The sequence below is a fragment of the Thalassotalea hakodatensis genome (genome assembly GCF_030295995.1).
GTDB classification, from domain to species: domain Bacteria; phylum Pseudomonadota; class Gammaproteobacteria; order Enterobacterales; family Alteromonadaceae; genus Thalassotalea_C; species Thalassotalea_C hakodatensis.
In genome coordinates this window covers 2,481,942-2,496,253 of the sequence record NZ_AP027365.1, presented here as the reverse complement: position 1 = coordinate 2,496,253, position 14,312 = coordinate 2,481,942, and the positions used below count along the sequence as shown (strand labels likewise).

At 38.5% G+C, this 14,312-nt stretch carries 10 protein-coding genes and 2 tRNA genes; 8 read left to right on the top strand and 4 right to left on the bottom strand.

Annotated features, from left to right (window positions below; translation table 11 throughout):
• Positions 1-43: 43 nt before the first annotated feature.
• From QUE72_RS10945 to QUE72_RS10930, 4 genes are all read left to right on the top strand, one after another.
• Positions 44-3,247, top strand: a complete 3,204-nt coding sequence (locus QUE72_RS10945) for a TonB-dependent receptor (RefSeq protein ID WP_286268998.1) — start codon at positions 44-46, stop codon at positions 3,245-3,247.
• 109 nt (positions 3,248-3,356) lie between these two features.
• Positions 3,357-3,773, top strand: coding sequence for a cytidine deaminase (gene cdd, locus QUE72_RS10940; protein WP_074496731.1), 417 nt, complete (start codon positions 3,357-3,359; stop codon positions 3,771-3,773).
• An 11-nt stretch (positions 3,774-3,784) separates the two neighbouring features.
• Positions 3,785-5,092 carry a thymidine phosphorylase gene (gene deoA, locus QUE72_RS10935; RefSeq protein WP_286268996.1) on the top strand — a complete coding sequence of 436 codons (1,308 nt, stop codon included), beginning with the start codon at positions 3,785-3,787 and terminating at the stop codon, positions 5,090-5,092.
• A 128-nt stretch (positions 5,093-5,220) separates the two neighbouring features.
• Complete coding sequence (locus tag QUE72_RS10930) at positions 5,221-5,751, top strand: VC2046/SO_2500 family protein (RefSeq protein ID WP_286268994.1); 531 nt, start codon at positions 5,221-5,223, stop codon at positions 5,749-5,751.
• Positions 5,752-5,786: 35 nt separating this feature from the next.
• Here the strand turns inward: QUE72_RS10930 and yfbR are convergent, their stop codons facing one another.
• A complete protein-coding gene (gene yfbR / locus QUE72_RS10925) occupies positions 5,787-6,404 on the bottom strand; it encodes a 5'-deoxynucleotidase (protein WP_074496674.1) in 618 nt (205 codons plus the stop codon).
• Positions 6,405-6,416: 12 nt separating this feature from the next.
• Positions 6,417-7,634 (bottom strand): pyridoxal phosphate-dependent aminotransferase, encoded by a 1,218-nt coding sequence (locus tag QUE72_RS10920; protein WP_286268993.1) that lies wholly within the window; start codon positions 7,632-7,634, stop codon positions 6,417-6,419.
• A gap of 153 nt (positions 7,635-7,787) precedes the next feature.
• On the opposite strand from QUE72_RS10920, the gene QUE72_RS10915 reads away from it, so the two are divergent.
• Both QUE72_RS10915 and QUE72_RS10910 read left to right on the top strand, forming a co-directional pair.
• Positions 7,788-8,378 (top strand): hypothetical protein, encoded by a 591-nt coding sequence (locus QUE72_RS10915; protein WP_286268991.1) that lies wholly within the window; start codon positions 7,788-7,790, stop codon positions 8,376-8,378.
• A gap of 63 nt (positions 8,379-8,441) precedes the next feature.
• Complete coding sequence (locus QUE72_RS10910) at positions 8,442-9,758, top strand: hypothetical protein (RefSeq protein WP_286268990.1); 1,317 nt, start codon at positions 8,442-8,444, stop codon at positions 9,756-9,758.
• Positions 9,759-10,145: 387 nt separating this feature from the next.
• Here the strand turns inward: QUE72_RS10910 and QUE72_RS10905 are convergent.
• Both QUE72_RS10905 and QUE72_RS10900 read right to left on the bottom strand, forming a co-directional pair.
• Positions 10,146-10,222: transfer RNA gene (locus QUE72_RS10905), tRNA-Asn, on the bottom strand.
• A 63-nt stretch (positions 10,223-10,285) separates the two neighbouring features.
• Positions 10,286-10,362, bottom strand: a tRNA-Asn gene (locus QUE72_RS10900).
• Between the two features lie 564 nt (positions 10,363-10,926).
• Between QUE72_RS10900 and QUE72_RS10895 the strand changes: the two genes are divergently transcribed.
• A complete protein-coding gene (locus QUE72_RS10895; RefSeq protein WP_074500452.1) occupies positions 10,927-12,303 on the top strand; it encodes an MATE family efflux transporter in 1,377 nt (458 codons plus the stop codon).
• On the top strand, positions 12,300-14,306 hold the full coding sequence (gene uvrB / locus QUE72_RS10890; RefSeq protein ID WP_407704916.1) for an excinuclease ABC subunit UvrB: 2,007 nt from the start codon (positions 12,300-12,302) through the stop codon (positions 14,304-14,306). The genes QUE72_RS10895 and uvrB overlap by 4 nt, the downstream gene beginning before the upstream one ends.
• Positions 14,307-14,312: the final 6 nt, after the last annotated feature.

The following is a 14,312-nucleotide window of genomic DNA, read 5'->3' as shown; positions in this document are numbered from 1 at the left end:
TATGACTAATAAAATAAAACATACACCAAGGGAAATTAACAACATGAAAACCCAATGCCTCTCAAGTGTCACTAGTGCGATAGTATTAGCACTCGGGCTGTCAACATCTGCTCTTGCTAATACAACAACATCGACAATTAAAGGTCAAATTATCGGTCCTGCAGGCAACCCTGCTGCTGGTACAACAATCACTATTTTACATACACCTTCTGGAACAGTTAAAACAGCCGTAGTTAATGCTTCTGGTTTATTTAATGCACAAGGTTTAAGAGTCGGTGGACCTTATACTCTTACTTTAGATTCTGATAAATTTCAGGATCGCGTGATAACTGACGTATATGTACAATTAGGTGAACCATTAGATTTGAATCTTCAATTGCAAAAAGAAGCAATTGAAACAATCGAAGTTACAGGTCGTCAGTTAACTGCTGCTGAATTAGGCTCTACGAGCCCAGCATCAAATTTTAATCTAGAAGATTTAGAGTTTGCTGCCTCAGCGGATCGTGATATTAAAGATTTAGTGCGTATTGATCCTCGTATTAATATCGAAGAAAGTGACGGTGAAGAAGCGATCATTTGTGGTGGTAGTAACCCACGGTATAGTAGTTTAACTGTTGACGGCGTTCGCATGAACGACAGTTTCGGTTTGAATTTTAATGGTTATCCTACGGTTAGAATGCCATTTTCATTTAGCTCTCTAGATCAAGTAACGGTTGAAATTGCGCCTTTTGATGTGCGTTTTGGTGGTTTTACAGGCTGTAACATCAATGGGGTGACTAAGTCAGGCACCAATGAATTACACGGAAGTGTTTTTTATGATTACTCAAGTGATTCTCTTCGTGGTGATAAAATTGAAGGGGATGACATTGACACTGGTGACTATACAGAGAAGCGCTATGGTTTTGATGTTGGCTTTCCTTTATTACAAGACAAACTATTCTTCTATGCTGCCTACGACAAGTTAGAAGGTGCACAAATCTTCCAATATGATGCATTAACTAACGGTATTTATTCTCAAGCTGAAATTGATCGTGTAGTACAAATTTCAAAAGATGTATATAACTACGATCCAGGTGGAATGCCTGCTTCGATGCCTGTAGAAGATGAAAAGGTCTTATTGAAACTTGATTGGAATATTAATGAAGATCACCGTGCATCATTTGTATATAACTACAATGACGGCTTTAGATTAGACCAATCTGATGAACGTAATAATTCAGTAACATTCTCTAATCATTTCTATGAAGTTGGCGCAAAGTTAAACTCTTTTGTTGCTTCATTATATTCAGATTGGAATGACGACTTTTCGACTGAACTTCGTATCGGCAACTCTAAGTTATTAAATCGCCAGAATTCAATTGACGCAGACAGCGGTTTTGGTGAAGTTCAAATTTCACATAATGGTGCAACGATTTTCTTAGGCCCTGATGATTCTCGTCAAACAAACAAGATGAACTGGGAAAGCCAAACGTTAAAGTTCTCGGGTACGTATTTTTTTGGTAACCATAAAATTTCAGGTGGTTACGAATATGAAAACTTAGAAATCTTTAATGTATTTATGCAACATACCATTGGTGAATATCGTTTTGGTGGTGATTATGGTAGAAACATTTTAGGTGATGCTACCGGTATCGACGACTTTGAAGCGGGTTTAGCCGATGATGTTTATTACAATAATTCTGCGGGTACTAATAACCCAGATGATGCGGCTGCAAATTTTGAATATCAAACACATACAGCATATATTCAAGATGAATACATCTTTGATGACATAGATTTAACCTTAGTATTCGGTGTGCGTTACGATTGGTACACAAGTGATGATAAGCCACGTTACAATGCTGTTTTTCACGACAGATATGGTTATAGAAATGATCATACCTTTGATGGTGAGAGTATTTTCCAACCGCGCTTTGGTTTTAACTACGCAATTGATGAAAACCTAGAATTACGTGGTGGTATAGGTCTATATTCAGGTGGTAATCCCAACGTTTGGTTATCTAACTCTTACTCAAATGACGGTGTGACCAACATAGATACCTATCGTGGTGACGTTAACTTACTTAACCCTGATGGAACGCCAATAGCAGGTATTAGTGGTTCAGGCGAGCCTATCTATAACCCGTTACAAGATATGGTTGATGAAGTTGCTGAAAATGATCCGTCATTAGGTAATGAACCTTCAGTGAATGCGGTAGATCCTAACTTCAAAATTCCTACAGAATGGAAATATAACGTAGGCTTAACATACATCACAGATAATGAATATGTTTTCCAAGCAGACTTATTGTTAACAAAACAGCAAGATGGCGCATTAATTCATGCGGCAAGCTGGGATAATGAAAATCGCGAAGAGTTATTCGATGGGCGTGCGGTTTATGATTACTTTGTTGTTGGTCAACGCGATAATGGCAGTGATATTACTCGTAACTTCCGTAAAAGTGACTTAGTGTTAACCAATGCTGATCAAGATGGTAAAACAACTACGGTTTCATTTGGTGTTAAGAAAGAATACGATTTTGGCTTAGATATGCAATTTGGTTATGCATTTAACAAAGCAGAAGATGTATCACCGATGACAAGTGCAGTGTCTTATTCTAACTTCACTAATTTTGCAACATCGGATGCACAAAATCCTGCTTTAGCGACGTCTAATTATGAAACACCACATAGATTTACCTTGAATTTACGTTATTCAACTGAAATCTTTGATGGATACAAAACAGCGTTTACATTATTCGGTTCTCGTACGCAAGGTCGTGCTATGTCATATAGCTTTGATGAACTATCTGTTGGTGCGACTGAATATGAGAGCAGACGTCATTTATTATATGTTCCACTTGAAAATGATCCAAACGTTACTTATGGCGATGACTTTGACATAGATGCATTTAATGCATTTATTGACGATAAAGGGTTTGAACGAGGCGAAATTGTTTCTCGTAATTCGCACAATGCTTCATGGCACACACGTTTAGATTTCAGAATTGACCAACAATTACCAGGTTTTTCGAAAGATCATAAAGCAAGAGTTTTCATGGTTGTTAAAAACTTAGGTAATATGCTAAATGATGATTGGGGTGTGAAAAAGGTAGGTAACTTTACAGCGCAAAATGTTGTTCAAGCTGAAATTAATGATGACGGAACATACTCGTTTAACGAGTTCTTCCCGACTAATGCAGAACAGACAACATTCCTAACGCAGTCTTTATGGGAAATTCGCTTAGGGGTTAAATACGACTTCTAAAATGAGTTAACTCTTTCTAAAAAGCCAACAGATAATCTGTTGGCTTTTTTTATGGAATTCGTTAAGATAAAAACCTGACCAAATGGTTAATTTATTTTTAAGGTTGCACATGCAAGAGAACAACAAAATTGAAAACATTGATGCGTTAGTGAGTGCGGCAAAAGTTGCCTACAAGAATGCATACGCGCCCTATAGTCAATTTCAGGTAGGAGCAAGCTTAATGACCAAAGATCAGCAAATATTCAATGGCTGTAATGTTGAGAACGCTTCATATGGTTTAGGTGTGTGTGCTGAACGCAATTGCATCGCGAATGCGGTAGTAATGGGTAATCAAACGTTTGAGCATCTTGTTGTTTATACCGAGCAAGAGAAGCTCACGCCTCCTTGTGGTGCGTGTAGACAAGTGATAGCAGAGTTCATGCCTGAGGATGGAAAAGTTACCTCAGTGAACCACTTGAATCAACAAAAACACTGGTCGGTGGCGGATCTGTTACCCGATGCCTTTTTATCGAAAGACTTAATCTAAGGACTTTAAACATGCTACCACAGGAAATAATACGTCTTAAACGCGATGGAAAATCGCTTAATAATGCTCAAATAAACGCTTTTGCGACAGGTTTAGTCGACAATACTTTTAATGATGCCCAGGTTGGTGCGATGGCGATGGCGATCTTTCAACAAGGTATGGTCACAGAAGAGGTGATTGCATTAACAGATAATATGATGCGTTCAGGTGATGTTTTGTCATGGCCAGAACTAGATGGTCCAATAGTTGATAAACACTCAACAGGTGGCGTCGGAGATAAAGTGAGCTTTATGTTGGCAGCCATTGTAGCTTCATGTGGTGTTTATGTACCTATGATTGCAGGGAGAGGCTTGGGCCATACCGGCGGTACTTCTGATAAGCTTGAAAGTATTTCAGGTGTTGATGTACAGCCTAGTGTTGAACATTTTAAGCAGTTCGTAAAACAGAATAATATGGCGATTATTACTCAAACAGATCGTTTAGCGCCAGCTGATAAAAGACTCTATGCTATTCGTGATGTTACCTCTACTGTCGAGTCCATTCCATTGATCACTGCTTCTATTTTATCCAAAAAATTGGCTGCCGGTTTAGATTCATTAGTGATGGATATTAAAGTGGGTAATGGTGCCATGATGACAGATTTAGCTGGAGCACAAGCGCTCGCCAAGTCTATTGTTAGTGTTGCCAATGGTGCAGGTGTGCGCACACAAGCTATTATCACTGACATGAACCAAGTGTTAGGTTTTTCGGCAGGTAATGCGTTAGAGATGATTGAGACTGTGGATTATTTAACCGGTAAAAGTCGTTGTCCCAGATTACATGGCGTAACTGTCGAACTTGCGTGTTCAATGTTGATAAGCGCTGGTGTTACACAGGATAAAGGTACAGCTGAAGTCTTAGTCAATAAAGCGCTGTCTTCAGGACAAGCTGCAGAACGATTTGATCGTATGATTTCACAGTTGGGTGGTCCCACTGACTTTATCGAAAACCCATGGAAAACAATGCAAAAGGCCGAACAGGTCGGTGATATTGTGGCAGATAAAAGTGGCTACATTAGTGAAATGAATACCCGTAAAATAGGTATGCAAGTGGTAGGAATGAAAGGTGGGCGCACTGCAAATGGTCAGAAAATTGATCATAGTGTAGGTTTTAATGCTATCAAACCTTTAGGTGCTAAAGTTTGCGCAGGCGATGTGATTGCTCGTTGTCATGCTAATAACAAACAAGAGCTTGCGATAGCTAGTCAAGGTTACCTTGATGCTGTATCTATTTCAGAAAGCACACCAGAACAAACGCTAATCTATCAGCATATCGTTTAGTGCTGCTTTTAATGCAAGCATGTGTTTTTTAGCGCATGCTTTTTTATTATTAAATATCTGAAATATCGCTAAAGTAACTCATCTTTTTGCCGATAGTAAGTTGTCAGCATTATTGTAGTGAACTTACTTTGGCTATTACTGAAACCACAACTAAACCGTTATTAGAAGAAGCACAACTAGGTCAACGACTGAATGAATCAGTACGCAAACCTATGCACAGTGACTTCTCATTAATGTTAGCGATGCTGGTTGATGATGTTCGAATGCATAGTCAATTTCATCTACCCCATGATGAAATTACCGAGCCAGAAGTAAGTGATGATAGCTTAAGGCGTCATTTTTCATTGCCCGATAAAGCACCTCTTGCGCTATCGCAGATTACGCAAATTGGCCAATATGGCCAAGCAGAATTAGCTGAGAAAGGCTTATTTTCTAGTATACATTTGACTAATATGTTGAAGGAAAAACCAATCGCTTTTAGAAATGATAAATGTCATATTCCTAGTAATGTATTAGAAAATACAAGCTTATATTGTCAGCTAAAGCATCAAAAATCAGACGTATTACCGACAAAACGTAAAGAATTTGACGCTAAATCATGGCTACAGACTTTGCAAAATACTGTCGTTAATTCACCTTTGCAGCCTCAAGTCATTTAAATTAGCCAAACTTTCAAGTACGACTGTATTAATCATTAGCCGTCTTTTGCCAGCTTATCAACCGTAGCAGAACATGCGGGTAAAAAGGTTGCCAAGAAATACTCAACCTCGGGCAAGTCTTTTTTCAAATCATCTAGCTTACGACCAAGACGTTCTTCTACATGATCAAATTCATGGTTGTTATGATTAAGCTCATCAACCGCTTTAATGTAAGCGACAAGTATGTCAGCAGCTTTTACAAGTGCCTTGTAAGCAGGTTCAACATGATCTTGAACAATAATGTCGTAAAATACCGATTGAAATTCTTCGGGCAATGATTGCAAACATTCTCGTTCAGCATGCGATTCAATCTTTTTAAACTCTCGGGCAATTTCAGGGTTTGCATACTTAGTAGGGGACACTATATCCCCATAACGGGTTTCACTTGCCTCGTGATAAAGCGCAATCGTTGCGGCTCTGTCAGGATTGATATTACCACCGAATTTTTTATTTTTTATCACCGCTAGCAAGTGTGCCACTATGGCTACTTGGTGTGAATGTTCAGCAACGTTTTCAGGTTTCACACAAAACATTAATGCCCATCGTTTGATCAACGGCATGCGGAACATCCATGCTAAAAACGTACTTTGTTTTTTCGGTTTTAGCGTCGCCATATTGACTCCAATTTATGCTTGTTTATAGGTAGAAAAAAAGTCTTTTATTCGCTCTAAAGCCGGGATTAATTCATCTTTATGCGGTAAGAAAACTAAACGAAAATAATTTTTTTGCGGGATATTGAAAGCACTGCCATGGACCACCAATATTTTTTCTTGTTTTAGTAGATCAAGTACCATTTTCTCATCATTGGTAATGTTGAACTTTTCAGCATCAACTTTAACAAACAAGTACAGTGCGCCCATGGCGCTATTGCATGAAAGTCCATCAATATCGTTTATCATCTTATGGGCAATATTACGCTGCTTAATTAAGCGGCCATTATCGCTGATTAATTCATTGATGCTTTGATAACCACCCAATGCCGTTTGAATAGCGTGCTGACAAGGAACATTTGCACATAGTCGCATAGAGGCAAGTATATTCAACCCTTCTAAAAAGTCTTCTGCATGTAATTTAGGACCAGTTATCACCATCCATCCAGCTCTAAACCCTGCGATACGATAGTTTTTTGATAAGCCACCCATAGTAATAATTAATACGTCATTGGCTAAACTGGCTGTTGGAATATGCTTAGCACCGTTATATAAAATTTTATCGTAGATTTCATCACTAAAAACAATTAATTGATGTTTCCTTGCGAGCGCTAAAAGGCCTTGTAAAACTTCTTCTGAATACACTGAACCTGTAGGATTATTTGGGTTAATTAACACCAAAGCTTTCGTGTTTTCAGTTATCTTATTTTCAATGTCATCCAAGTTTGGAAACCAGTTGTTTTCTTCGTCACATTGGTAATGTACAGGTGTGCCGCCTGATAATGATACTGCCGCTGTCCATAATGGATAGTCAGGTGCAGGAATTAAGACTTCATCACCATCATTCAGTAAACCTTGCATTGACATGACAATCAATTCGCTAACGCCGTTGCCAATAAAGATATCATCGACATTAAGGCCTAATATGCCATTTTGTTGAAAATACTGCATGACAGCCACACGCGCAGAGTATATGCCTTTTGAGTCGCAGTAGCCTTGTGCGGTAGGTAAGTTATGTATAACGTCTTTTAAAATATCATCAGGCGCTTCAAAACCAAACGGTGCAGGGTTACCAATATTGAGTTTTAAAATTTTATGGCCTTCATCTTCCAAACGACGAGCTTCAGCCGCTATTTGCCCTCTAATTTCATAACAGACATTATTAAGTTTGGAAGATTTTTTGACGCTCTGCATTATTTACTACTTTTATTAAATGATTTAGTGTGAATTTACACTCTATTGTGCCAACTATTTCCAGCAATGAAACAGTTACTTGCATTTTTTTTATAGCCTTTTCATTAAAAGGTCGTCATCTTGTTATTAAACACTGCGTATTTTGGAGGGAGTATGCCATTACCCTTAGTTTGGTTAGGTGCGGCAGCAATTTCTGCGTTAACATTAAATGAGCTGTCAACTGATCGAAAAAAGCAACAACAGCGCCGGCTAAAATATTTATTGCCACAACGTATTAGGGATTTAAATCGGCATGAATCGCCTGTGGCTATATATCCATCTGAGTTGATGGCAACAGAGCAGCGAGTGAAACCCGTTGTTGGTGCGCTAATATGTTGTGGAATTGGTGGGGTACTTGATCATACCGGTATTTGGGTAGACGACGATACCATTATTGAACTTGGCGGAGAAGGGCTGATAAAGCCTGTTTCATTGGCTCGATTTACTAAAGAGCGTTCGGGAAAAAATGTATTTATAGCATGCGACTCTACTGCTAAACCTATAGCAAGTGAACAAGCCGCGCTAAGAGCAATTGAGCAAATCTATCAGTATCGAAATTATCATTTGATTGAAAATAATTGTCATCAATTTATTTGGCAATGTTTCGCACCAAACGCAGGTAAAGTTTCAACGTTTAAATCATTAAACCGGCAACTTGCCTTTAAATTTGATCGCGTTATTTATTGGGATTTACTGGATGTTTAACCTTTAATGTTGCTGTGTTTTTAGTACACTAGCACTTAACTTTTAACAAGCTGTTATCGTATTTTGAAAACTCTCTTTCGTTGTTTTGTTATTTTTACGTTTATTTTTATTTTTGCCTTTTGTGCACTTGTATTGTTGTCTTTGCAAACCCAGCCTAAAACTGTTCAGCTTCATCAAATTTCCGCGCAAAAAGCTAAGCAAAGTCAACAATTAGTTAAAAAATTAATTACTAGCGCTAAACAGCAGGGACAACAACAAGTTCGAATAACTAAAGATGAACTAGACGGTTTAGCAGCACTGTTACATCGTGCTGTGCCACAATCTGCAGCCAATGTAACGCTAACCCCCAAAGCATTAAATGCTTCATTGTCAGTGACCTTGCCATTACCTGAATTAATTAAATACCTTAATGTATCTATAAAGGTGTTGCCTTCTGAACGTGGGCTAATGATTGAACAAGTTAATATAGGTCATCTTTCATTAGCCGGGCATCATTTTATTACCTTGGTGCGTTTGATGTCTGATTTTTTCATTCAGCCGAATCTAGTTGATGATATGTTGGCGATTATTAAACGTGTGTCTATCAGTGAATCATTTGTTGAGTTTGATATGTACTTTGATACGCGTTTACTGGCACGAAATAATGATAAATCATTGTTAATGCGCTTAAGAGATGACTTATCGCTATTTGGTAACGCCAAGGAAATTGCTATTTATTATCAATCGATTGCTCAATATGCAGCAAAACAACAATCAAATGCTTCATTGGCTGGGTATGTTAGAGAAGTATTTTCGCTTGCCAGTCAGCGATCTAACTCAATAGCTAATACCAATACCACTGTACAAAACCAGTCTGCAGCGATGGCACTTATTATTTATTTTGGTGCTGATCGTTTTGAATTACTCGTGGGAAATATCATCGATGATGATTTTGATCAGCTTGTTGTTCGTAATAAATTGAGAAGTAACGCAACATTGCGGGGACGAAATGATTTACAAAAACATTTCGTCTATTCTATGGCTATTCAAATGTTCAGTACTTTGGGAGCTAGTGATGCTATTGGTGAATACAAAGAATTTTTAGACAGTAATCGAGGTGGTTCAGGCTTTAGTTTTGCCGATTTAATGGCGGATAGGGCTGGTACTCGTTTTGCCCAGATAGTAGTTGCAAGTGAAAATAAAGCTAAGCGCGCGCAATCTTTATTATTAAATATAACCGATGAAACGCTACTCCCTAGTATAGAAGGTTTAGACGAAGGGATATCCCACGCTGAATTTGAACAAACGTATCGTGATATCAATAATCAAGATTATCAGCAGATGTTAAAAGAGATAGATGCACGATTAGAAACGTTACCTTTGTATCAGTTAGGTTGGTAACATGTTTTTAAAGTAGCACAGTCCACCGCTCTAGCGGTAGTTGATAACCTTTACACTAAAAATAGGCATAAAAAAAGCCGCAATAAATTGCAGCTTTTCTTTGTGTGGCTCCCCTGGTCTGATTGAAACAGAGGGCACATGCGAGCTTAACAAGAGCACAGTCCACCGCTCTAGCGGTAGTTGATAATCTTAAACTCTAAAAATAGACATAAAAAAAGCCGCAATAAATTGCAGCTTTTCTTTGTGTGGCTCCCCTGGTCTGATTGAAACAGAGGGCACATGCGAGCTTAACAAGAGCACAGTCCACCGCTCTAGCGGTAGTTGATAACCTTAAACTCTAAAAATAGACATAAAAAAAGCCGCAATAAATTGCAGCTTTTCTTTGTGTGGCTCCCCTGGTCTGATTTGAACAGACGACACATGGATTAACAGTCCACCGCTCTAACCAGCTGAGCTACAGGGGAATAATTCTTTTGGCTTTCGCCAGTAACCGCATTTATAAATAAGTGCCATTACATATAAATAAGTGGCTCCCCTGGTCTGATTTGAACAGACGACACATGGATTAACAGTCCACCGCTCTAACCAGCTGAGCTACAGGGGAATCATGTTTAAGAGATTGTATCTCGTCAACGGGGCGGAATATTAATGGCAGCTAGTCGGTGTGTCAACCCAAAATGAAGAAAAATTTGATTTCATGGATCGTTTGCTCGTTTTCCGCTCAGTCTGGCTGATTTGACATCAACGATCGGTGAAGCTTTCTGCAATCAATTGTAAGTGTTTATTAAATTGAAGTTATCCACCAAAACTGTGGATAACTACGTGGATGAAAGTGTAATAAAACGTTTTCATTGACGTATACTTAGTTTTTTGTCGGTGGTAAATAATTGTTATTTTTTTAATAATCATTATTAAACAATATGTTATATGTTTTTCTTGTTGTTCGTTAGCCTTGTTGTGCTATTTTTGTTCAACCAGTGTTTTAAGTCAAAATGTGTGTGTTAAGTTGGGTTATACACAGTCCTGTTTATTTTTAAATTTTTTAAATGTTCATCCAGTTTGATTAAATATAACTAAAACAATGAAAGTTAATATTTACATAGCGACTCTTCTTAGTATCTTTTACAATACACGCTCACATTTTGTGGTGGTAACAAAGTAATAAGTCATGGTAGCGGAAAAAAATAGTCGACAAATAAATCTTTTGGCAGATCCTGTTGGGCCAACCTTAAAACAAATGACCATTCCAATGATTTACGGCATGATTTTGCTGATGACATTTAACTTGGTTGATACGTTTTTTGTTAGCTTATTGGGAACTCAGCCGCTCGCTGCGATAAGTTTTACTTTTCCTATTACATTTACCGTTATTAGCTTAACCATTGGGCTTGGTATTGGTACATCAGCGGTTATCGCTAAATCATTAGGAACAGGGGATGATAGCTTTGCTAAGTGCTCAGCTACTTCAGCGTTGATATTAGCGGCAATAGTGGTTGGTATACTTTCGTATACGGGCTATGTGTTTACTGATGAAATTTTCACATTATTAGGTGCCAATGAAGATCTATTACCAGAAATTCATCAATACATGGATTTATGGTTTTTAGGTAGTGTGTTTTTAATTGGCCCTATGATTGGTAACGCTATTTTACGTGCCAGTGGCGATACCAAAACGCCCAGTATTATTATGGGGCTTGGCGGTATTATTAATGCGATTTTAGATCCTATTTTTATTTTTGGCTTTGGGCCTATTGAGGCGATGGGCATACAAGGTGCTGCTTTAGCAACGTTAATTTCATGGGTATTTGGGCTTGCATATGTCTTGTATATTGTTGGTTATCAACGCAAGTTAATACACACGACGCTTGATTTATTCAGTACTTTTTTTAAAGCGTCTAAAACTATTTTACATATTGGCTTGCCAGCAGCAGGGGCGAATATGTTAACGCCAATTGCCGCTGCTATTTTAACGGCAATTGCTGCAACCTACGGAGAGCCTGTAGTCGCGGCATTCGGTGTAGGAACACGCATTGAGTCAATTGCCTGTTTAGTGATCTTAGCATTATCTATGACATTACCACCGTTTATTAGCCAAAATTTCGGTGCTGGGCACATGCATCGTGTACAGCAAGGATATAAAACGTCGATAAAATTTGTCATGATTTGGCAAATAGTTATTTATGTTACTTTAGTGTTGTCAGCACCACTTATTGCGACCACTTTTACCGATGAAGAACACGTTGCTAAGATTATCAAATTGTTTATTTGGGTGTTACCACTTGGATATGGATTTCAAGGGATTGTCATTCTAACGAACTCCTCATTTAATGCCTTACATAAGCCCATGGTCGCGTTATTTTTGAGCATATTACGATTGTTTGTTTGCTATGTGCCATTATCTTATTTAGGCAGTTTATGGTACGGCATTGAAGGTTTTTTTATTGGGGGATTACTTGGAAACGTGATAATGGCAGCAATTTCTTATAAAGCCTTTTCTAAACAATTCGACGACACTTCTTTAGCACCAAAGGCTGTTTCATCATGAAGTCATTGCAAATTAATTCCGAATATACGCCAAATGGTGATCAACCTACTGCGATCGCCAAGTTAGTTGAAGGCCTTGAAGATGGCTTGGCACACCAAACTTTATTAGGGGTAACAGGTTCAGGTAAAACATTTACCGTTGCAAACGTGATACAAACGGTCAATCGTCCAACCATGATGTTAGCACCTAATAAAACGTTAGCAGCACAGCTTTACGGTGAAATGAAAGAGTTCTTTCCTAATAATGCTGTTGAATACTTTGTGTCTTATTACGATTATTATCAACCTGAAGCCTATGTACCAACGACCGATACTTTCATTGAAAAAGATGCTTCAATTAATGATCACATTGAGCAAATGCGTTTGTCGGCAACAAAGGCTTTATTAGAGCGACGAGATGTTATAATCGTTGCTTCAGTCTCGGCGATTTACGGGTTAGGTGATCCTGATTCATACCTGACGATGATGTTACATTTACGTCAGGGCGATATTATTAATCAGCGTGATATTTTACGTCGACTCGCTGAATTACAATATACGCGTAATGACGTTGCCTTTCAGCGTGCAACCTATCGCGTACGCGGTGATGTGATTGATATTTTTCCTGCTGAATCAGATCGATTAGCTTTGCGTGTTGAATTATTTGATGAAGAAATAGAGCGAATTAGTCAGTTTGATCCATTAACGGGTCAAGTTGAACGCACGCTAGCACGTGTAACGGTTTACCCGAAAACACATTACGCGACACCAAGAGAAAAAATTCTAGCTGCTGTTGAAAATATTAAAATAGAATTAGGCGAACGCGCGAAACAGCTTAAAGACAATAATAAGTTAATTGAAGAGCAGAGAATTGTTCAACGAACACAATTTGATATTGAAATGATGACAGAGCTTGGTTATTGCTCTGGCATAGAAAACTATTCACGTTACTTGTCTGGACGCTCGCCAGGCGAAGCGCCTCCAACGCTGTTCGACTATTTGCCTGATGATGGTCTACTAATTATTGATGAGTCACACGTTACCGTACCGCAAATTGGCGCGATGTATAAAGGTGATCGTTCAAGAAAAGAAAACCTTGTTGAATATGGTTTTCGTTTACCATCAGCGCTTGATAATCGACCGATGAAATTTGACGAGTTTGAAAGTCTAGCACCACAAACGATTTATGTTTCAGCGACGCCGAGCAATTATGAGCTGGAGAAATCTTCTGGTGAAGTAGCAGAACAAGTCGTTAGACCTACAGGCTTGTTAGATCCTCAAATTGAAGTTCGACCTGTAGAAACACAAGTAGATGACCTACTATCAGAAATCCGTATTCGTGTTGAAATAGGCGAGCGGGTATTAGCAACCACGTTAACCAAACGTATGGCAGAAGATTTAACTGAATATTTAGATGAACACGGGGTTAAAACACGCTATTTACATTCTGATATTGATACCGTAGAACGTGTTGAAATTATTCGTGATTTTCGCCTTGGCCACTTTGATGTATTAGTTGGTATTAACTTGCTTAGGGAAGGGTTAGACATGCCAGAGGTATCACTAGTTGCGATTTTAGATGCTGATAAAGAAGGTTTTTTACGCTCAGAGCGATCGCTTATTCAAACAATAGGTCGGGCAGCGCGTAACGTGAACGGTCGAGCAATATTATATGCTGATCGCATTACTGGCTCTATGCGAAGAGCCATTGATGAAACAGATAGACGAAGAGAGAAGCAACAAGCTTACAATGTTGAACACGGTATAACTCCGCAAGGGGTAAAACGCAGAATTACCGATGTAATGGATGTTGGTGATAGACCAGAACAAGCAATTATTAACCAAAAAGCTAAAGCTGCTGAATCAGACGCACAATACCATGTTATGTCAGTTAGCGAGATTGATGACAAAGTGAAACAACTTGAAAAACAAATGATTGATCACGCACAAAATTTAGAATTTGAACAAGCAGCAAGTGTGCGCGATGAAATTGCTAAGCTACGCCAACAACAGTTAAAAGTATAATAAACA